Origin of the sequence: Faecalicoccus acidiformans, from assembly GCF_014202635.1 — a bacterium.
GTDB classification, from domain to species: domain Bacteria; phylum Bacillota_I; class Bacilli_A; order Erysipelotrichales; family Erysipelotrichaceae; genus Faecalicoccus; species Faecalicoccus acidiformans.
In genome coordinates this window covers 1-20,942 of sequence record NZ_JACHHD010000021.1, presented here as the reverse complement: position 1 = coordinate 20,942, position 20,942 = coordinate 1, and the positions used below count along the sequence as shown (strand labels likewise).

Here is a 20,942-nt window from a genome sequence, read left to right as displayed (position 1 = left end):
TACAGGTAGCCGGACTGAGCATCACGATGATCAATGACGTGACGCCGATCCCACATAACGGATGTCGTCCGCCAAAACGACCTCGTGGATAGAAATTAGAAAATAGGAGGTGTCCCGATGGCAAACTATACCATTCAAACGATCGAAGAATCTTCAACTTACGGAAAGTTTGTTTTTACACCATTACAGAATCGCTTTGGAGTAACGATGGGCAATGCACTACGTCGTGTATTGTTGTCTTCTTTACCAGGGGGCTCTGTTTTCAGTATTCGCATTGATGGAATCTATCATGAATTTACGGGTATTGAAGGTGTTAAAGAAGATGCCGCAATGATTATTTTAAATATAAAACAGTTGATCTTAAAAATTGACATTCATGACAACGATGTCTATACATTGCGCATCAATAAAGTAGGACCATGTACCGTAACGGCCGCCGATATTGAATGCCCAACCGGTGTCGAAGTGTTGAACCCTGATTTGGTAATTTGTACCTTAGCGGAAGGTGCAGATTTCAATATGGACATGCAAGCTCGCTTAGGACGTGGTTATAAAACGGCCGATGTAAATAAACATTTGTATCAAAATGAAGGACAGCCTCTAGGTATTATTTATACAGATTCTCTTTATTCTCCAGTGAAAAAAGTGAGCTACAGTGTTGATGAGAATACAGATGGAACCGAAAGTTTAACTATGGAGATTTTAACCGATGGGCGTCTTTCGCCTTCGGAAAGTCTTTCAATCAGTTCTAAGATTTTACGCGATCATTTTGAAATTTTAAAAGATATCGATGAAAGTCAGCTGGAACATGTAGAGACCGTAGAAACAAAAGTAGAAGAGGATTCTTCTTCTATCCAGCATAAGATGATTGAGGATCTTGAACTTTCTGTCCGGTCTTATAACTGCTTGAAACGCGCAGGAATCACAACTGTAGAAGAACTTTGCCAGAAGACAGAAGATGAAATGATTCATGTTCGTAACTTGGGGAAAAAGAGCTTAAAAGAAGTAAAAGATAAGATATATTCACTTGGATTGAGTTTCAAGTCAAGTAATGAGTAGGAGGAAGTCGTATGTGGAATCGTAAATTAGGACGTACCGCAGATCATAGAAAAGCTTTGTTGAGAAACATGGCGACTTCACTGATCGAGAGCGGACAGATCGAGACAACAGAAAAGAAAGCCAAAGAACTTAGTGCCGTTATGGACCAGTTAGTGACATTGGCAAAGCGCAATGATCTGCATGCCCGTCGTCAGGCCGCAAGCTTTGTACGAAACGTGGAAGTGGATGAAGAAGGAACGACTGCACTGCAGAAGCTGTTCAATGAGATAGGGCCGGCTTATGCAGACCGAAACGGAGGGTATACTCGCGTGATCAAGACAAGGATCCGCAAAGGGGATGCTGCTCCTATGGCAATCGTACAATTTGTGAAGTAGAGCAATCTACTTCCTTTTTTATAGGGAGAAACTTATGAAATCAATTTGTGATATCAAAGAATATGCTCAACTTCAAAATGTTCCAATTCTTAAAGATGAAGGATTTGAATATTTGAGAGATAAGATTCTTGCGTATGACTGTCATTCGTTTTTAGAAATAGGGACTGCCGTTGGATTTACTGCGATTCGCGTAGCCCAGTTAGATCCTTCCATGCGTGTCGTCACTATAGAAAGAGATCCTGAACGGGCTGGCGTTGCCCGGGAAAATATCCAACAGATGCATTTGGAAAGTCAAATCACCCTGATTGAAAAAGATGCATTTGATGTGGAGTTGAATGAAACTTTTGACTGTATTTTTATTGATGCGGCAAAAGCGCAATATACACGGTTTTTTCATAAATTTTCGCCACTGTTATCCCGTCATGGTATAATCATTTCAGATAATATGAAATTCCATGGTTTGGTGGAGCATCCTGAACGAACTAAAAATCGTAATACGAGACAGTTAGTTCGTAAATTGAAAGAATATCATGATTTTTTAGAACAATTGGATGATTTCATTGTTGAGTTTACAGACCAGGGGGATGGAATGGCTTTGGCAAGGAGGAAATAATGAAAAAGTGGATCAAGATCATTGTGGCGTTATCCGCCTTTGCAGCTTGTTTAAGTGCAATTCTTATCAAACTGCATTTGGATAAGAAAAAGAGGGAAGAATTAGATGAATTCTTACTTCCGGAAGAAGATACAGTTGTGATGGATGTTCCTTTAAAAACTTCTCCTGATCAACAAAATGATTCAGGGTTCTTAGCTTGATCAATGGCGGGCATAATGTCTTGCCATTTTTCTATTTCAGGCGTAAACTTTCTTTTGTTTCTATTATAGGGGGGATTGATTTGAAATTATCTCTTTCAAAAAGCGTAGATTTAGGTAAAGAGCCAATATCCCGTCTGCTATGGGTCCTAGCGGTACCTTCGATTACTTCTCAAGTTGTCAATGCGCTTTATAATATGGTTGACCGTATGTATATCGGTCATATACCAGAAGTTGGAAGTCAGGCATTGACTGGCGTCGGGGTTTGTTTCCCGCTGATCATGATTGTCAGTGCGTTTGCCTATCTTTTTGGGATGGGCGGTGCTCCGCGTGCCAGTATTTTCATGGGGAAAAAAGATAATTCCATGGCGGAGAAAATATTAGGAACTTGTTTTGTTTCCTTAGTTTTAATTTCGATTCTTTTGACAATTGGAATGTTGCTGTTTAATGAACCATTATTGTATTTATTTGGTGCCAGTGAGAATACGATAGGCTATGCGCAAGATTATATCAGGATCTATGCCATTGGTACGATCTTTGTGCAGGTGACTCTTGGAATGAACGCCTTTATTTCTTGTCAAGGTTTTTCTTTGATCAGCATGCTCACAGTTTGTATTGGGGCTGTTACCAATATTATCTTGGATCCAATTTTTATTTTCTTATTTGATATGGGAGTCAAAGGAGCGGCTTTGGCAACTATTCTTTCACAAGCTTTAAGTGCTGTGTGGGCCGTTTATTTTCTATGTAGTTCCAATAGTCTACTGCGAATCCGAAAACAAAATCTTCGTTTACGCCCCGCTATCTTATTTCCTTGCATTGCGTTAGGTATTTCTCCGTTTCTGATGCAAGGTACAGAAAGTATCTTGGTTCTTTGTTTTAACTCTTCATTACTACTTTATGGCGGCGATATTGCAGTAGGGGCCATGACGATCTTATCCAGTGTTATGCAGTTTGCCATGCTTCCTCTACAGGGATTGACGCAAGGGGGCCAGCCAATCATCAGTTATAATTATGGAGCAGGTCAGGCATCGAGAGTCAAGAAAGCGTTTAAATTACAGACAATTGCCTGTATGAGTTATTCTACGTTGTTATGGGCTTTGGCCATGTGTGTCCCTTCTGTGTTTGTTATGATTTTTACCAGTGATCCACAATTGACAGAGATCAGTTGCTGGGCAATGCGAATCTATTTATCTGGAGTTTTCTTGATGGGAATTCAAATTTCTTGTCAACAATCCTTTATTGCGTTGGGGAATTCAAAGATCAGTTCTTTTTTGGCAGTTTTCCGAAAAATCATTTGCTTGATTCCGTGTATTTATATCTTGCCAAACTTCTTTGAAGATAAAGTCTTTGCGGTGTTCTTGGCAGAACCGATTGCTGACCTCATTGCGGTGTTTACCACCAGCCTGTTGTTTTATTTTGAATTTAAGAAGATTCTTAGAGAGATGCGAAAGAATGTACTTTCTTAGCTCTCTTTTTTCTTTTAAACTGAATCGGATTCCGATATAATGTACGAGTTAAGGAGGGGTGTCCATGGATGCTATCAAGGTCTCAGGATTGTCTTTTTCTTATGATGGAAAGAAAGATGTTTTATCGAATGTTTCTTTTTCCATTCCTAAGGGATGTTATACGACGATCATCGGCCATAATGGATCAGGGAAAAGTACGATCGCAAAATTATTGATAGGGCTGATGAGTCCCAAACAAGGGTCTATTGAAATCTTAGGACAATCCCTTAATGAAGACAGTGTCTATGAACTTCGGGATCATGTAGGAATTGTTTTTCAAAATCCGGACAATCAGTTTATTGGTTCAACGGTGGCAGATGATATTGCGTTTGGATTGGAGAATCACTGTGTGCCTCAGGAACAGATGCAAGAGATCATTGAAGATGTGGCAGAGCGTGTAGGCATGCTGGACTTTTTAAATAGCGAGCCGACAAAACTGTCTGGCGGACAAAAACAAAGAGTGGCGATTGCCGGAATTTTAGCCATTGAGCCGGAAATCATAATTTTTGATGAATCGACGAGCATGCTGGATCCGCAAGGCAAAGCCAGCATCAATGAGCAGATTCAAAAGCTTCATAGTGAAAAAGATCGAACGATTCTTTCTATTACGCATGATATGGAAGAAGTTGCTCAAAGTGAATATGTGATCGTTCTTAAAGATGGCAAGGTTGTTCTGACAGGTTCTCCGATGGAGATTTTTGCTCATGAAAAAGAACTGGCATCCATGATGTTAGATATTCCTTTTGCACTAAAAGTTTCGAAAGAACTGGTGAAGGAAAAAATTACGGATCAAGAAGTCTGTACGTTGGAAGAGGTGGTGAATCAGTTATGTCAATTGAGATCAACCATCTAGAACATACATATAATGCGGGGACTCCTTTTGCTCATCAAGCTTTGAAAGGAATCGATTTATCGATCCCTGAGGGGAAAGTGACGGCCATCATTGGACAGACGGGGTCGGGGAAATCGACTTTGGTTCAACATTTGAATGGACTTTTGATTCCTAGTGCAGGCACATTGGATATCTGCGGATTTCATATTCAACCATTATTAAAAATCAAAGATATCAAACAACTTAGAAAAGAAGTCGGATTGGTTTTTCAGTTCCCAGAATATCAATTATTTGAAGAGACAATAGAAAAAGATATTGCGTTTGGACCTAAAAATTTTGGAATCGAAGAAGAAAAGGCTAATGAATTGGCGCGCAAGATCTTGCCTATGGTTGGCTTAGATGAAAGCTATCTTCAACGCTCTCCTTTTGAATTGTCAGGGGGACAAAAAAGGCGGGTAGCTATTGCAGGCATCTTGGTATTAGATCCGCAAGTCTTGGTGTTGGATGAACCAACTGCCGGATTGGATCCGCAAGGAGCCAAAGAGATGATGACTTTATTTATGGATCTTAACAAGAAGCAGGGCAAGACAATTCTTTTAGTATCTCATGATATGGAGCATGTGATGCGTTATTGTGATCATGTGATTGTTTTAAATGACGGAAAAGTTTTACAAGAAAGTGATGTCCACACTTTTTTTGAACATCCAGAATGGATGATCGAAGTGGGAATCAATCCGCCGGCCATTATCCGCTTAAAGATGATGTTACAAAATAAAGGATTTCAAATTCCGGATTCTATCTTAGATATGCCGTCTTTAGTGGAATGTATCAAAAGGCAGGTGAACGATTATGAATAATATTGCATTGGGACGCTATATGCCTTTAGATTCTGTCGTTCACCATTTAGATCCCCGAGCTAAGATCATGGTTCTTTTGTTTTTGATGATTGCGGTGTTCATTCCGGCAGGAGCTATTGGCTACATAGTCATTGCAGCTTTTATCATCGTTGCTTTATTGCTTTCCAAACTCCAGTTATCTTATGCGTTGCGAGCCATGAAACCAATGATTTGGATGATGATTTTTTTGTTGGTAATCAATGTGCTGGTCATAAAAACAGGAACTCCATGGATTCAATGGGGCTGGTTGAGTGTTTATTCGGATGCCATTTATCAAACATTGTATATTGTGGTACGTCTGATGTTCATGATTGTTTTAACAACGATCTTGACCGCAACTACGAAACCTTTAGATTTAACTTTAGGCATTGAGAAGTTATTGAAGCCTTTTGAAAAGATTGGGCTTCCTGCACATATTATAGCGATGATGATCAGCATTGCATTACGGTTTATTCCTACACTGATCGAGGAAACTCAGCGAATTATGAATGCACAGGCGAGTCGAGGAGTTGATTTTGAAAATGGGGGATTAAAAGAGAAAATCTTTTCCATCTTATCCTTGATCGTGCCATTGTTTGTTTCTAGTTTTGATCGTGCTGAACAGCTTGCCAATGCTATGGAAGCACGGGGATATGACCCTAATCGTACAAGAACGCGTTACAAAGTTTTAAAAATGAATACTCTCGATATCTTTGGAATGGCACTGAGTGTAATGATCTTGGGCGTGTGTGTAGGAATTTGGATCCTATGATTGTCAAGTGTACGGTAGCCTATGACGGCTGGGCCTATGCTGGCTGGCAAAAACAGGAAAATGCTTTAGGAATTCAGGAAATCATAGAATCTGCGCTGGAAAAGATTCATAAAAAACCAACATCGATCGTGGCAAGCGGCAGAACGGATGCTAAAGTGCATGCATTGGGACAAGTTTTTCACTTTGAAAGCGACGGAAAGATTCAACCAATTTCTTATGTGAGAGCATTAAATTCATTGTTGCCTTTGGATATTAGAATTCAAAAGGCAGAAAAGGCAGAAGATGATTTTCATGCCCGGTTTTCATGTCGATCCAAGAGATATTTATATATTGCTACACGAAATCAAAAGGATCCATTTGCCTGTCGGACCAAAGGGATCTTATATCAGGATTTGAATGTCGAACAAATGTTGGATGCGTGCCAATTTTTGATCGGTACTCACGATTTTACTACTTTTTCCAGCAGTCGTATTGATCCTAGAAAGTCGCGCATTAAAACGATTAAAATGATTTCGATTGAAAAGCGAGGCCAAGATTATTACTTTTCATTTGAAGGCAATGGCTTTTTACGTTATCAAGTTCGAATGATGACAGGCACATTGATCGAGGTAGGCAAACAAACGATTGCTCCTCTGGATGTCCAGAAAATGCTGGATCTGAAAGACAAAGAGGCTTGTCGATACAATGCCAGTCCTCAGGGACTTTATTTGATGGAAGTTTGTTATTGATAGAAGGGCTTTTTTTCGCTAAAAGCCCTTTTTTTACATTGACTTTTACTTCTTTTTTTCTTAAGATATTACTTGGCTAATCTTCGGCCGTTTGAGCCCCGGTAACGCTCAAAACAAGGAGGAAAAGAGAATGCGTCAAACTACAATGGCTAAACCAGCCGACGTAACACGTACATGGTATGTTGTTGATGGCGAAGGACAAACCTTAGGTCGCTTGGCTACAACTTGTGCTCATGTATTAAGAGGTAAGCACAAACCTACATATACACCAAATGTTGACTGTGGTGATTATGTAATTGTGATCAATGCCGACAAAGTCGACATGACAGGAAACAAATTGAACACAGAGAAGTATTACAACCATTCTGGATATTTTGGAGGTCTGCGTGTTCGTACCGCCAAAGAAATGAAGGAAAAATATCCGGTAGAATGGGTAGAAAGAGCTATCAAGGGAATGTTGCCACACACTAAATTAGGTGATGTAATGCGTGGACACTTGTTTGTTTATGCAGGAGGAGAACATCCACATGCAGCTCAGAAACCTGTTGAATTAAAGGTGAAAGGATAAGGAGGAATAGAAGATGGCAAAAACAAACATCGTTCAGTATCATGGTGTAGGACGTCGTAAAAAATCTATTGCTCGTGTATTCTTACGCCCAGGAACAGGAAATATCGAAGTCAACGGAAAAAGTTTGGAAGAATATCTTCCATTAGAAACATTGCGTATGGTTGTTAAATCACCATTGGAACTGACTAATACTTTAGATCAGTTTGATGTTGTTATCAATGTACATGGTGGTGGATACACAGGACAGGCTGGCGCTATGCGTCATGGTGTAACACGTGCTTTGATGGAAGCAAGTGATGACTATCGTCCAGTATTAAAAGCAGCCGGATTCGTTACACGTGACCCACGTGCTAAAGAACGTAAAAAGTATGGTTTAAAGGCAGCACGTCGTGCTCCACAGTTCTCAAAACGTTAATCAATTTATCGTCAAGAGAAACCAAGATCACTCTTTATGGGTGGTCTTTTTTCGTGTTGCTGTTTTCTTGATTTTACAACTTTGAGCATTTATTTTTATAACATATTAGATACAAAAAAGATCTCTTGACATATTGATTATAAGTAGCAAATATGACAAAAACAGTTGGTTATGTATGTGATGAGAATGATCGTATTAGTTCATATATTTTAGTTCATATATTATTCTCTTTATTTGTAGTGGCTTTACTGGTCATTGATGCTGATACAAATGTCGTCATTATATTATAGAGTTATATAGTTGAAATCGTATCAATAGAATCATGTAATTGAATCAAAATGATACGATTGACTCGATTGATACGATTCGATACAATATATGTGTAAAATCAATACGAAGGAGGTAGCTATTATGCTTTTTCGTGAAAGTGAGACAGTTGAACTAAAAGAAATTGTTACAGACGATATCAAAAAAGAAATTATTGCTTTTGCGAACTGTAATGGTGGAAAACTGTATGTTGGTGTTCAAGATGATGGAACCATCATTGGCGTGGAGGATGCAGATAGTATTTCCTTACAAATAAGCAATATGATCAGAGACACAATCAAACCCGATATTACGATGTTTGTTCATTACGAAACCATCGAAGAAAAGGGAAAAGAAATAATTGCCATAGATGTTCAAAGAGGGACAGACCGTCCTTATTATCTTGCAAAAAAAGGAATGCGTCCAGAAGGCGTATTTGTTAGACAAGGTTACTCTTCCGTACCTGCTACTGATACCGCTATACGATACATGATCAAAGAAACTGATGGTGATCGTTTTGAAGCGATACGCTCTTTAAATCAAGATCTTACTTTTGAAGCTGCAAAAAAAGAATTTGATATTCGGAATTTAGAGTTTGGTCCAAAACAAATTCAAACCTTGAAATTAACTGATCAAGATGGGCTTTATACTAATTTAGGTTTACTTTTATCGGATCAATGCGTTCATACAATTAAGGTTGCCATTTTTCAAGGGACAGATCAAATGGTATTTAAGGATAGACGAGAATTTGGTGGATCACTTCTACGTCAAATGAATGAAGTGTATGATTATGTTGACATACACAATCAGACGCGCGCAACCATACAAAAACTATTGAGGATCGATGTGCGGGATTATCCTGAAGTCGCTATTAGGGAAGCGCTTTTAAATACACTTGTCCACCGTGATTATTCCTTCAGTTCAAGTTCTTTGATCAGCATTTATACAGATCGAATCGAATTTGTGTCCATCGGCGGGCTCATGCCAGGAATAGAACTTGAAGATATTATGCTTGGCCTTTCGGTATGTCGTAATCAAGATTTGGCAAATGTGTTTTATCGCTTGCATCTGATTGAAGCTTATGGTACTGGAATGGGAAAGATAATGAAGGCATATGAAGGTGAAGAAGAAAAGCCAAAAATCGAAACAACAAAAAATGCCTTTAAGATTATTCTGCCTAACATAAACACAAAAAATGAAACGAGAAATGACAAAGAAACAAATGTAGATGCAATCATAGGTTCAGCTACAGTTGGCGAAAATGTTTTAGATGAAGAAGCATTGATTCTAGATTATGCCAGATCCCACGAATTTATAACAAGAAATGATGTGATTGAATTATTGAAGGTGAGTACATCAACAGCATCGAGAATCCTTCAAAGATTGGTAAGATCTGGCTTGTTGAAACAATATGGTAAGGCAAGAAGCACTCGTTACAGAATGATAAAAAGTTAGAATAGTTCACTATAAATCATTTAAGCACGCCAGTAGCACGCAAAAGTCTTTAAATAGCCTTTATTTAAAGGCCTACGCAGTTAACAAAAGATTAATCAATTTATCTTCAAGAGAAACCAAGATCACTTCATAAGGGTGATCTTTTCATTTTGAAAAATTTTTGTGTTTATTGAGCTTTTAAAGGGTAAGCGAACGTATACGACACGTAAAATACAAAGAATAGAATTTATGATGGTCTTTTTCTGGATTATTGCAAAGACTACACTGTTACTTTAGTATTATTATGAAAGGTGGAGATGTTCGTGGAACTAAGAGTTTTACGCTATTACTTGACTGTTGCAAGAGAAGAAAATATCACCCGTGCCGCCGAGATCTTACATATCACGCAACCGACCCTCAGCCGTCAAATGGCAGAATTAGAGGACGAACTAAATACAAAACTGTTTGAGCGTACGAATCGGAAAATTGTATTAACGGAAGCAGGTATGCTGTTACGCCGTCGGGCCGAAGAACTGGTATCTCTGGCAGAGAAAACGGAATTGGAATTCAAGAATTCTGGCGAAGAGCTTTCAGGATTGATCTCAATCGGAAGCGGTGTGTCAGCGGTAGTCTCTAAAAATTTGCCAGATCTTATAGAGACTTACGTAAAAAAGTACCCGCAAGTGCGTTTTGAACTGCATACAGGGACGGCAGCCGTCATCAAAGATCAACTCGATAAAGGTCTTTTAGATATCGGGATCTTGATGGAACCGGTCGAAGTGGAAAAATATGATTTTATCCGTTTGCCCAAAAAGGATGTTTGGGGAATTCTTATGCCTGAAGAAGATCCCTTGGCTCAGAAAAGTAATATCACGTCTGCCGATCTTAGAACATTGCCTTTGATCGTAAGCTGGCGCATTGTGGAACGGGAAGCTAAGGCGTGGTTTGGCGGGGATACAGACCATTTAAATGTGGTTTGCACATATGATTTAATTGATAATGCTGCACTTTTGGTTGAGCGCCGTATTGGCTATGCTTTTGTGATTGAGGGTGCATTAAAACATTTTCCGAATCTCGTCTTTCGACCGCTTTCCCCAGAAGTCAGCAATACCTCTGTATTAGTATGGAAAAAATACCAGCCTTCAAGCACAGCGGTTCAAAAATTTATTGAACTGGCAAAAGACACCTATAAGGATTAGAGACAATCGTCATATCAATTGATGAATAAATATACAATTGAAATGCTTAAAAGGCATAGAAAGCAGAGAAACTAAGTATTTCACTTATTTCAAAAGAAAATCTAGAATGTGAGTGTACCAAGGATCTGAATGATCTTCTGGACACTCACTTTTTTATTAAGGAGGGATGCGCATGACCATTGAAGAGGCGAGCGAACACTTTGGTATTTCATTTGATAAACTGCGTCTTTATGAAGATCAAGGATTATTTGATTGTCACAAAGGAGCAAACGGTCATATTGAATATACCGATGATCTTATGGATTATATCGGGATCATTGATGTATTAACCAATGCCGGAGCTGAAGCAGAAACTTTGCGCAGTTTTATGCATGGGCTCATGCAAAGCTCAATCACAAAAGAGGAGAAGCTTCGCTATTTGCGGGCTCAGCGGCAAAAACTTTTAGAAAGTATTCACTTAAAACAAAAATCACTGGATCAGCTTGATTACATTATTTTCGACATCAATAAAACTTCTGATTCAGCACGATAAGAAAGGAGGATTCAAAATGAAAAAAGATCTAGGTTCTGTATTAGCACTTTATCCGACACCGCTTGTGGTGGTTGGAACGATGGTAAACGGGAAACCAAATTGGGTTTTGGCAGGCCATGTAGGAATCATGGGACATGATCATATCATGGTGAGCTTGGCCAAAGCGCATTATACCAATCAGGGAATTAAAGAGACAAAAGCTCTGTCTGTCCATATTGTGGATGAGGCATTGCTTAAAAAGGCGGAGTATGTTGGCTGCGTCAGTGGAAACCAAACAGATAAATCCGAGGTATTTACATTTAGCAAAGGTGAAAATGGCGCACCCATGATTGATATGGCGAAGCTTTCTATGGAGTGTTCCGTGGAAGATATCTACGAAACAGATGGGTTTGATAATTTTATTCTGACCATCGATCACACCTATGCGGAAGAAAGTATCCTGAATGAAGCCGGGAAAATCAACTATGACGTGTTTAAACCAATTTTATTCGAAATGCCCGGTTACACCTATTTAAAAACTGGAGAAACCGTTGCCAAATGTATGACTCTTGAGAAATAGAAAGGAGTTCAAAATGAAAAAATTATTTTCTCTTGCCTTAACTTTTATGATGTTTTTTGGCCTGGTTGCTTGTGCAAATAATGATTCTGAAGAAAACAGTACTTCTTCTGAACCGGAAGCTACGATGGATTCGGAAGCTTTGATCGTATATTTTTCATGGTCAGGCAATACGGAATCGGTCGCAAACGAAATTGCTCATCAAACTGGTGCGGATATCTTTGAGATCATACCTGAAGAATCATATACCGATGATTACGATGCTCTTTTGGATATTGCCCAAGAAGAACAGGCAAATAATGCCCGACCGGAAATTGCCGAAACCGTTGAGGACTTTGAACAATATGATGTGGTGTATCTGGGATATCCCAACTGATGGGGCGATATGCCGATGATCGTGTATACCTTTCTAGATGACTATGATTTTAGTGAGAAAACCATCGCACCTTTTGTTACTTCTGGCAGCAGCGGATTTTCGGGAACCATTAGCACCATAGAAAGTATGGAGCCCGATGCAGTTGTAGTCGAGGGGCTTTCCCTTGGAAGTTCTGAAGCAAGCGAACCGGCAGATGCTGTATCAGAATGGCTTAGCAGCATGGGACAGAATAATGTTGTTTTGAAAAAGGGATGAATATCGTCGGTATTCAACCAAAATTCAATTTGTCTTGGAATATACATAAGGAGGAATAAATATGGCAGTAAAACAGACAGCGGGTCGACGTGACCTTGGGGAATTTGCCCCTAAATTTGCGGAATTAAACGATGATGTGCTTTTTGGGGAAGTATGGAGCAGAGAAGATAAGCTTTCTTTGCGTGATCGCTCACTTGTGACAGTAGTGTCACTGATGTCACAAGGGTTGGTGGATTCATCTTTTAAATATCATCTGGAAAGTGCTAAAAAGAATGGAATCACAAAAGAAGAGATTGCGGAAATTTTGACGCATGCAGCATTCTATGCCGGTTGGCCTAAGGCATGGGCTGCTTTCCGTATGGCAAAGGATGTCTGGAGTGATGAAGACGCAACAAACAATGCTAAAGGAGGAATGTTTGGTCTAGGTGATCCTAACGATGCCTATGCTCAGTACTTTGTAGGCCAAAGTTATTTAAAAATGCTCACTTCGAAATTACCAGTTGCCAATGTGACCTTTGAACCAGGTTGTCGCAACAACTGGCATATCCATCAAGCTCAAAAGGGAGGCGGCCAGATCTTGCTTTGTATGGAAGGAAGAGGCTGGTATCAGGAATGGGGCAAAGAAGCGCAAGAACTTCACCCTGGTGATGTTGTCGAAATTCCAGCTGGGGTAAAACACTGGCATGGGGCAGCCAAGGATAGCTGGTTCTCTCATTTAGCGATTGAGGTCCCTGGCGAAAATACATCCAATGAATGGCTGGAGATGGTCAGTGATGAAGAATACGATAAGTTGAAATAAAGGAGAACTAATCATGAAAAATGCATTGATTGCCTATTTTTCGGCAAGTGGATCAACGGCCAAATTGGCCAAAACATTTGCCGATGCAACAGGCGGTACACTATACGAGATCAAGCCAGCATCTCCCTATACCAGCGCGGATCTAAACTGGAATGATAAAAACAGCCGCAGCAGTCTAGAGATGAATGATAAAACGGCACGTCCTTCGATTCTTGAGCCTGTAGTAAATATGGCGCAATATGACACGATATTTGTAGGTTTCCCGATTTGGTGGTATGAAGCACCTCGAATCATACAAACATTTTTAGAAAGTTATGATCTAAGCGGAAAAATAGTGATCCCATTTGCGACATCGGGAGGAAGCGGAATAGGAAACACGGCTTCCATCTTACAAAAAAGCTGTCAGGCAAAAGTATTGTCAGGAAAAAGAATGAGTCCTTTTGCTTCCATAGATGAAGTATCTTCCTGGATTAATTCTTTGAAATTATGAAGAAAAAGATGAAGCCAAAGGCTGTTATAAAAATCATTATTGATGGGTTAATGACGCTGGTGCTCTTGTTTTTGATGGGTTATCCGCTTTGGGGAGATATAGCTCATGAATGGGTTGGTACTTTGATGATGCTCTTGTTTATAGCACACCATTTATTAAACCGGCATTGGTATTCGAACCTTTTTAAGGGTAGATTCACTTGTATGCGAATATTCCAGATCGTTGTGAATATGTTACTTTTGATCACGATGCTATTGCAGATGTATAGCGGCATCGCCATGTCGCGCCATATATTTTCCTTCTTGCCGATGCATGGCGGTATGGCATTAGCCAGAAGACTTCATATACTCGGAGCTTATTGGGGATTTATTCTGATGAGCATTCATTTGGGTCTACATTGGAACATGGTTTTAGGTATGGCAAAAAGAATAGTTGGGAAAACAAATCCTGCAAAATTTGTCAGAACAAGTCTGTTTATTCTCAGTATTCTGATTGCGGATTATGGTGTATTTGTCTTCATAGATCGTAATTTTCTTACTTATATGTTCTTGCGATCAGAATTTGTTTTCTTGGATTATGGAGAACCGCTTTGGTCATTCTATCTTGATTACGTCAGCTTAATGGGACTTTGGATATTTCTTTCTCATTACTTATTGAAATGGTTGAAAAAAAAGGAGAAAAATAATGCAATATACAAAATTAGGTAACTCAGATTTAATCGTTTCCCGTATCTGTATGGGCTGTATGGGGTTTGGTGATCCAAAGAACGGTCAGCACAGCTGGACACTGGATGAAGAACACTCACGCGAGATCATTCGCCGCGGGTTACAACTGGGTGTAAACTTCTTTGATACTGCCGTAGGCTATCAAAGCGGTACCAGCGAGCAGTACCTTGGCCGTGCCTTAAAAGACTTTGCCAAACGAGAGGATGTCGTGGTCGCTACTAAGTTTTTGCCTCGTACCCAAGAGGAGATCGATGCCGGCATCTCTGGCCAACAGCACATCCAGAATATGATCGACACCAGCTTACGCAACTTAGGACTCGATTATGTAGATCTGTATATCTATCATATGTGGGATTATAACACGCCTCTTTATGACATTATGGATGGACTCAATCGCATCGTGAAAGCAGGGAAAGCACGCTATATTGGTATTTCCAACTGCTTTGCCTACCAATTGGCGAAAGCCAATGCCTTAGCCAAGGAAGAGGACTTTGCCCAGTTTATTTCAGTCCAAGGGCATTACAACTTGATCTTCCGCGAGGAGGAGCGAGAAATGGCAAAGCTCTGTCTTGAGGATAATATCGCCATGACACCTTACAGCTCACTTGCCGGAGGACGTCTTTCCAAACATCCAGGAGAGACTTCTAAGCGTTTAGAAGAGGATAGCTACGCCAAATTCAAATACGATACTATGGCTCAACAGGATGGAATCATTATTGACCGGGTAGTGAAACTGGCCCAAAAGCATGGTGTTTCTATGACGGAAATTTCCCTGGCATGGTTGCTAACCAAGGTGACAACTCCGATAGTAGGAGCTACTAAGCTGCATCATATCGAAGGGGCCGTGAAAGCGGTAGATCTTATCTTAACTCCAGAGGAATGTGCTTATTTAGAAGAACCTTATGTCCCTCATAAGCTGGTGGGAGTCATGGCGCAAAATACACCTGCCGCTGCCAAACAGCAGCATGTCTGGTCGACAGGAAATCAAAAGATTCAAGGAAGATAAAAAACTTGCCCAGGATGAATAAGAGAAATATTGGCGATAGAGAATTTAAGAGGTGATTTATGAAAAAGATACTGACAATGTTATTAACGCTGGCAATGTCTTTTACTCTTGTAGCTTGCAGGACAGCTGAAGAAAGTGTTGAAATAGAAGAATCTTCACGCAATAAAGAAACGACCGTTGAAGGCGGTGGAGCAAATATCCTGATAGCCTATTTTACATGGGCAGAAAATGCGGTTTTAGAAGAAGATGTGGATGTCGTTACTTCGCCAAGCGTTGTAGTTCCTGGAAATGTGCAGCAGCTGGCGACATGGATACAAGAAGAAACCGGAGGCGATATTTTTTCTATTCGGGTAACCGATCCATATCTAAGCGACTGGGATGCGTGTCTGGAACGTGCCAATGAAGAAAGAGGAAGTGATGTCCGGCCAGAGCTTCAGGAGAATGTAGAAAATATCGATCAATACGATACCGTATTTCTCGGGTATCCGAATTGGTGGTATGGTGTCCCCATGGCACTTTTAAGCTTCTTGGAACAGAACGATCTTTCTGGTAAAGACGTGTATCTATTCTGCTCCCATGGAACCGGAGGACTGGCAAACAGTGTGGAACAAATCGTGGAAACTTCCCCGGAAGCCATTATCTCTGATAGTATCTTTGACTGTTATGAGGAAGAAGCAGCTTCTTCTGAGGATGAGATCCGATCTTGGGTGAACGATTTGGGGTATTCGTTTTCAGAAGAACCAAATGATAGGGATGATACGGCAAGTCAGCGACAGATCTCTGTTCGTATTGATGACAATACCATTGTTTACGCACTCAATGATGGCAGTGCTGCAGATTCTTTGTATGAGATGCTGCCTTTGAGTGTCGAAGTAGAAGATTATAGTACGAACGAGAAAATTTTTTATCCGGAAGAAGGCCTGGACACCAGTAATTCCCCTTTAGCACAAGGTGGAAGTGGAACGTTGGCTTACTATGAACCCTGGGGCGATGTGGTCTTTTTCTATGGGGAATATAATGAAAATCCAGGGTTGTTCGAGTTAGGTCAGATTGTTTCAGGAGAGGAACTCATCAATCAGATGTCTGGAACGATCACAATTGAAATTGCAGAGTGAATAGGAGGGACTTTTTATGAACATTGTTGTTTTGGAAGGAAGTCCTAACAAAAACGGATCTTCAAACCTTTTGGCAGAGTGCTTTAAGCAGGGTGCCAAAGAAGGTGGACACAGTGTGGAAGTTGTGGATACAGCGCACGCCAACATCCATCCTTGCACCGGATGTATCCACTGTGGTTATGAGGGGCCCTGCGTGCAGAAGGATGATGTAGAGATGATTCGCAAGAAGATCTTGTCTGCAGATATGATGGTGTTTGTGACGCCTTTGTATTACTACGGCATGAGTGCTCAGCTGAAGACCATGATCGATCGTTTCTGTGCGTTTAACAGTTCTATTCAACGCAAACATATGAAATCTGCGCTGTTAACAGTGGCCTGGAACAGTGATGACTGGACCTTTGATGCGCTGGAAGCTCACTATAAAACACTGGTGCGCTATCTGAATCTGGAAGATATGGGTAGGGTGTTAGGCTATGGTTGCGGCACACCTTCCATGACTCAGCATTCCCAGTATCTCAAGCAAGCGTACATTCTAGGAAATCGATTAAAATAACGGCAAACCAGGCAAGTTGAAAGACTGCCACAATTTTCTTTGTCAGTATTTTATTGATAAAAGGGACTAAAAATTAAAATCGTTGTATTGAGAAGATCAAAGAAGTATTTAGACTTTGTAAGAAGTTTGGATACTTCTTTTTTTAGAAACTGTAAAGATTAAAAATTTATCCTTTCTTGTCATTTTGTAGAACAAAGTTTCTAAGTTAAAAGACAATAGGCGAGAATGATATCTTAGAGACAATATAGATCAAAAAAGTATCAATACCTTTTATTTCGTAAATAAACACTATATAACACTTGATAGCAGTTATAAACTGTTATATACTGTTTATGAAAGCAGAGGCCGATAATCATGAATTTTATTATTAATACATCGTCTATGATTCCCATTTATGAACAAATTGTTGATCAGATCAAAGTTTGCATAAGAGATGGAAAATTGAAAGAAAATGATATTCTTCCTTCTGTCCGTGCTCTTTCTAAGGAATTAAAGATCAGCGCTTTAACTGTAAAGAAAGCATATGATTCGTTAGAAAGTGAAGGCTTTGTGATAACGGTTCACGGAAAAGGAACTTATATAGCCGCCACGAATAAAGAACTCCTTTTAGAAGAACAAAAAAAAGAATTAGAAAAAGATCTTGATCTGGCGATTCAAAAAGGAAGACGTTATGGAATTCATGATGATGATATAAGAGAACTGTTTGAATTGATTTTGGAGGGGTAAGCATGCTAAAGATAAAGGATTTAAAGAAGAATTACGGAGATTTTTTTCTAGATTGTTCGTTAGAAGTGAATAGAGGTCAAATCACCGGCCTGATTGGACAAAATGGTTCTGGTAAAAGCACAACTTTTAAATCAATTCTAGGACTTGTATATCCAAATGGAGGGAATATTACTGTTTTTGGAAAAGACTATCATGATTTAACCACTAAAGAAAAAGAAAATATCGGAGTCGTTTTATCTGATTCTGGATTCAGCGGATATTTAAGAATCAAAGATATTGTTCCAGTGCTTGATAACATGTATCGCACATTTGATAAATCATATTTTTTAGAGCAGGTTCAAAAATTTCAATTACCGCTAAATAAGCAAATAAAAGATTTTTCTACTGGGATGAAGGCCAAATTAAAGGTTTTAGTGGCTATCTCCCATGATGCGAAATTATTGATATTGGATGAACCAACAGCCGGATTGGATGTGGTGGCAAGAGATGAATTACTTGAAATGCTGAGAGAATTTATGGAAAAGGATGAGAATCGTTCCATTTTGATCAGCTCACATATTTCCAGTGACCTTGAATCAATTTGTGATGATCTTTATATGATTCATAATGGAAAAATCGTCTTTCATGAAGATACAGATGTTTTATTGAGCGACTATGGATTATTGAAAGTAGATGAAGATCAATATCATGAAATCGACAAGCAGTATATCTTACGCGTAAAGAAGGAACCGTTCGGATACAGTTGCTTAACGAATCAAAAACAGTTTTATATCGAGAATTATCCTAAGATTACGATTGAAAAAGGAACGATCGATGAAGTGATAACTATGATGATCAGGGGGTTGCAAAAATGAAAGGATTGTTGATTAAAGATCTAAAATTGATGATGATGCAGAAAAATTTCTTTATATTGATTCTGCTCATCACAATGGGAATGATGTTTTTTTCAGATGATGTTATCTTTCCGTTAGGATTTTTAAGCTTTGTTGTTTCTTTGTTCGCGATCAGTACGATCAGTTATGATGATTTTGATAATTGCAATGCGTTCTTATTTACTTTACCTGTCACAAGAAGGATTTATGTAAAAGAAAAATATTCACTTGGATTGATTTTAGGTTGTTTAGCTTGGTGTTTAGCCATGCTTCTGGCATTCATTGCCAAAAGCATTAAACCAGAGTTTCCAATGCCGTTAGCGGATCTTTTCTTATTAGCGCTTGCGATTCTTCCGATGGTATTTGTCATTTTATCAATAATGCTGCCGTTTCATCTGAAGTTTGGAAGTGAAAATGGAAGGCTTGCATTGATCGTTGCATTTGCTTTGATCGCATTGATCGGGATAGGAATCAATGAAGGAATGAAATGGATTTTTAACTTTGATATTCTTCAATGGTTAAATTCGCTGCAATCCCTGGAATTCGGTACAGTTGTGATCATTGAATTTATCATTTCATTGATTATTTTAGTTATATCCTTGAATATCAGCCAATTAATCATGCAAAAGAAGGAATTTTAAAAGGATCAAAACTATGGATCTTACCATTTTGGCAGTCGTGCTTCTCTTGTGTATCGGCATTCCTTTAAGGAATAAAGCTTATAAGAAACGAAAAAAGAAAAAGGACGATCAATAGAGAGTTATATAGGAGGATGACCGTATGGATAGTATGTTATGCGTATTTGCTATGATTGTATTTGCATATTGGTTCTTTATTAAACGAAATAAAAATACTTAATTATGATGATCCTAGTTTATCGGCTCGTATAAAGAAGCATACAGTTCTCAAAATATTGCATGGTGTTCCAGCAACAAACTTAAATAGACTCAAATCCATAAAAGACTTTCATTCGGGCTTTTTTGTGAAACAAGATTTTATGGGTAAAATAAAAAAAGATTTATAGATTTTTCTAAAAAGAGTATCATCAAATATAAGTTAAGTATATGATTGATTTTGAAGAAGAAATTAAAAAGAATAGAAGGGAATAAAATATGATTGTAGGATTCGATGTGATTCTATTGATTGTGATGGCAGTTGTTTTGTTACTATGGGTAATCTTTTGTGCAATCAATTTTATACGGCATAGCAGAGATGTGATGGTTTCTAAAGATTTTATTGCGCATGTGCAATGTGAAAAATGCGGTATGCATTATGATGTCAGTGCGTCAGATTTTTCGAAAAGCTTTGTTTCAAAATACAAAAGCGTTACAAGGACGAAAGTTGAAAAGGGAGCTTTGATAAATCGGCCGCATTATAGTTATTATGCCAAAAAACTGTATTGTCCAAAGTGTAAAAAGAAGAGATATGCTCAGGTACTCAATGTAAATGAGCTGAACTACATGATGGAAAAGCCTATGCTTCAATCAGGATTACGTTGGCTGCTCATCATGGTTATCGGTGGTGCGATCATATTGGCAATCGCCGCTATCCCGATGCATTTCTCTAATCAGGCAAGAGAACAAAGAGTCGAGGAACTAAAGGAGAAACAGCAGGAAATAATTAAAGAACGATATGGATTTTAAAAAGCTCGTTATTTCTGGAGCGTTAACTGTACTATTAAATTGGGGAGATGAAATTTGAAAAAAGTTTCGTTTCCCCTTTATTTATGCCGCTTTATGAAAATAAATTCAAAAATGACCTGAAAAATAATTTTTTGAACTTTTGAGTAAATGCGAGTTGAGGAGATGAAATACTATTTGTATTCTGTTTTGATTTAAAACAAGGGAAATGGAGGTAGATATCACTGACTATGATATGTTTCCCTTCACATTTCTGAATAAGGAAAACGGTTAATCATATAGACTAACTGCTTCATGTAATACTGGATATTATACTGTTAAATTAGGATTTGTAGGGTTATGGAAACAATCACCATAGGAGAAGCGTGTGATATTTTAAATGGCTATGCGTTTAAAAGTGAAGAGTATGTCTCTTCTGGT

26 protein-coding genes and 1 pseudogene are annotated in these 20,942 nt (G+C 38.9%); all 27 read left to right on the top strand.

Going from position 1 to position 20,942, the window contains the following annotated elements:
* A partial coding sequence (gene rpsK / locus HNQ43_RS08700) for a 30S ribosomal protein S11 (RefSeq protein WP_183376858.1) occupies positions 1–92 on the top strand: 92 nt, incomplete at its 5' end.
* A 25-nt stretch (positions 93–117) separates the two neighbouring features.
* Entirely contained in the window at positions 118–1,059 is a 942-nt protein-coding gene (locus HNQ43_RS08695; protein ID WP_183376857.1) for a DNA-directed RNA polymerase subunit alpha, read from the top strand.
* Positions 1,060–1,070: 11 nt separating this feature from the next.
* Positions 1,071–1,433, top strand: coding sequence for a 50S ribosomal protein L17 (gene rplQ / locus HNQ43_RS08690; RefSeq protein WP_183376745.1), 363 nt, complete (start codon positions 1,071–1,073; stop codon positions 1,431–1,433).
* Between the two features lie 34 nt (positions 1,434–1,467).
* The gene (locus HNQ43_RS08685) at positions 1,468–2,046 is read left to right on the top strand and encodes an O-methyltransferase (protein WP_183376855.1); all 579 of its coding nucleotides are present in this window, start codon (positions 1,468–1,470) and stop codon (positions 2,044–2,046) included.
* On the top strand, positions 2,046–2,246 hold the full coding sequence (locus tag HNQ43_RS08680; RefSeq protein WP_183376854.1) for a hypothetical protein: 201 nt from the start codon (positions 2,046–2,048) through the stop codon (positions 2,244–2,246). The genes HNQ43_RS08685 and HNQ43_RS08680 overlap by 1 nt, the downstream gene beginning before the upstream one ends.
* An 80-nt stretch (positions 2,247–2,326) precedes the next feature.
* Positions 2,327–3,709: an MATE family efflux transporter gene (locus HNQ43_RS08675; protein ID WP_183376852.1), complete on the top strand. Its 1,383-nt coding sequence runs from the start codon at positions 2,327–2,329 to the stop codon at positions 3,707–3,709.
* A gap of 64 nt (positions 3,710–3,773) precedes the next feature.
* The gene (locus HNQ43_RS08670; RefSeq protein ID WP_183376850.1) at positions 3,774–4,601 is read left to right on the top strand and encodes an energy-coupling factor transporter ATPase; all 828 of its coding nucleotides are present in this window, start codon (positions 3,774–3,776) and stop codon (positions 4,599–4,601) included.
* Positions 4,577–5,437 (top strand): energy-coupling factor transporter ATPase, encoded by an 861-nt coding sequence (locus HNQ43_RS08665; protein WP_183376848.1) that lies wholly within the window; start codon positions 4,577–4,579, stop codon positions 5,435–5,437. Before HNQ43_RS08670 ends, HNQ43_RS08665 begins: the two co-directional genes overlap by 25 nt.
* Entirely contained in the window at positions 5,430–6,227 is a 798-nt protein-coding gene (locus HNQ43_RS08660; protein ID WP_183376846.1) for an energy-coupling factor transporter transmembrane component T family protein, read from the top strand. The genes HNQ43_RS08665 and HNQ43_RS08660 overlap by 8 nt, the downstream gene beginning before the upstream one ends.
* Entirely contained in the window at positions 6,224–6,955 is a 732-nt protein-coding gene (gene truA, locus HNQ43_RS08655) for a tRNA pseudouridine(38-40) synthase TruA (RefSeq protein ID WP_183376844.1), read from the top strand. Before HNQ43_RS08660 ends, truA begins: the two co-directional genes overlap by 4 nt.
* A 130-nt stretch (positions 6,956–7,085) precedes the next feature.
* Positions 7,086–7,523: a 50S ribosomal protein L13 gene (gene rplM, locus HNQ43_RS08650; RefSeq protein WP_183376842.1), complete on the top strand. Its 438-nt coding sequence runs from the start codon at positions 7,086–7,088 to the stop codon at positions 7,521–7,523.
* Positions 7,524–7,536: 13 nt separating this feature from the next.
* Positions 7,537–7,938, top strand: a complete 402-nt coding sequence (gene rpsI, locus HNQ43_RS08645) for a 30S ribosomal protein S9 (protein ID WP_183376840.1) — start codon at positions 7,537–7,539, stop codon at positions 7,936–7,938.
* 411 nt (positions 7,939–8,349) lie between these two features.
* Positions 8,350–9,699 (top strand): RNA-binding domain-containing protein, encoded by a 1,350-nt coding sequence (locus HNQ43_RS08640; protein WP_183376838.1) that lies wholly within the window; start codon positions 8,350–8,352, stop codon positions 9,697–9,699.
* 302 nt (positions 9,700–10,001) lie between these two features.
* A complete protein-coding gene (locus HNQ43_RS08635) occupies positions 10,002–10,877 on the top strand; it encodes a LysR substrate-binding domain-containing protein (protein ID WP_183376836.1) in 876 nt (291 codons plus the stop codon).
* A 172-nt stretch (positions 10,878–11,049) separates the two neighbouring features.
* Positions 11,050–11,409 (top strand): MerR family transcriptional regulator, encoded by a 360-nt coding sequence (locus tag HNQ43_RS08630; protein ID WP_183376834.1) that lies wholly within the window; start codon positions 11,050–11,052, stop codon positions 11,407–11,409.
* Between the two features lie 16 nt (positions 11,410–11,425).
* A complete protein-coding gene (locus tag HNQ43_RS08625; RefSeq protein WP_183376832.1) occupies positions 11,426–11,968 on the top strand; it encodes a flavin reductase family protein in 543 nt (180 codons plus the stop codon).
* 13 nt (positions 11,969–11,981) lie between these two features.
* A pseudogene (locus HNQ43_RS09235) lies at positions 11,982–12,596 on the top strand (flavodoxin).
* 61 nt (positions 12,597–12,657) lie between these two features.
* Complete coding sequence (locus HNQ43_RS08615; protein ID WP_183376830.1) at positions 12,658–13,395, top strand: carboxymuconolactone decarboxylase family protein; 738 nt, start codon at positions 12,658–12,660, stop codon at positions 13,393–13,395.
* 13 nt (positions 13,396–13,408) lie between these two features.
* A complete protein-coding gene (locus HNQ43_RS08610; protein ID WP_183376828.1) occupies positions 13,409–13,885 on the top strand; it encodes a flavodoxin in 477 nt (158 codons plus the stop codon).
* Between the two features lie 8 nt (positions 13,886–13,893).
* The gene (locus HNQ43_RS08605) at positions 13,894–14,592 is read left to right on the top strand and encodes a DUF4405 domain-containing protein (protein WP_183376826.1); all 699 of its coding nucleotides are present in this window, start codon (positions 13,894–13,896) and stop codon (positions 14,590–14,592) included.
* Entirely contained in the window at positions 14,570–15,616 is a 1,047-nt protein-coding gene (locus HNQ43_RS08600; protein WP_183376824.1) for an aldo/keto reductase, read from the top strand. The genes HNQ43_RS08605 and HNQ43_RS08600 overlap by 23 nt, the downstream gene beginning before the upstream one ends.
* A 59-nt stretch (positions 15,617–15,675) precedes the next feature.
* Positions 15,676–16,731, top strand: coding sequence for a cyclophilin-like fold protein (locus tag HNQ43_RS09110; protein ID WP_221248053.1), 1,056 nt, complete (start codon positions 15,676–15,678; stop codon positions 16,729–16,731).
* A 16-nt stretch (positions 16,732–16,747) separates the two neighbouring features.
* Positions 16,748–17,284: a flavodoxin family protein gene (locus tag HNQ43_RS08585; protein WP_183376822.1), complete on the top strand. Its 537-nt coding sequence runs from the start codon at positions 16,748–16,750 to the stop codon at positions 17,282–17,284.
* 354 nt (positions 17,285–17,638) lie between these two features.
* On the top strand, positions 17,639–18,010 hold the full coding sequence (locus HNQ43_RS08580) for a GntR family transcriptional regulator (protein ID WP_183376820.1): 372 nt from the start codon (positions 17,639–17,641) through the stop codon (positions 18,008–18,010).
* A gap of 2 nt (positions 18,011–18,012) precedes the next feature.
* Complete coding sequence (locus HNQ43_RS08575) at positions 18,013–18,864, top strand: ABC transporter ATP-binding protein (protein WP_183376818.1); 852 nt, start codon at positions 18,013–18,015, stop codon at positions 18,862–18,864.
* Complete coding sequence (locus HNQ43_RS08570; protein ID WP_183376816.1) at positions 18,861–19,523, top strand: ABC-2 transporter permease; 663 nt, start codon at positions 18,861–18,863, stop codon at positions 19,521–19,523. The genes HNQ43_RS08575 and HNQ43_RS08570 overlap by 4 nt, the downstream gene beginning before the upstream one ends.
* Positions 19,524–19,994: 471 nt before the next feature.
* Positions 19,995–20,525, top strand: a complete 531-nt coding sequence (locus HNQ43_RS08565; RefSeq protein ID WP_183376814.1) for a hypothetical protein — start codon at positions 19,995–19,997, stop codon at positions 20,523–20,525.
* Positions 20,526–20,942 lie beyond the last annotated feature (417 nt).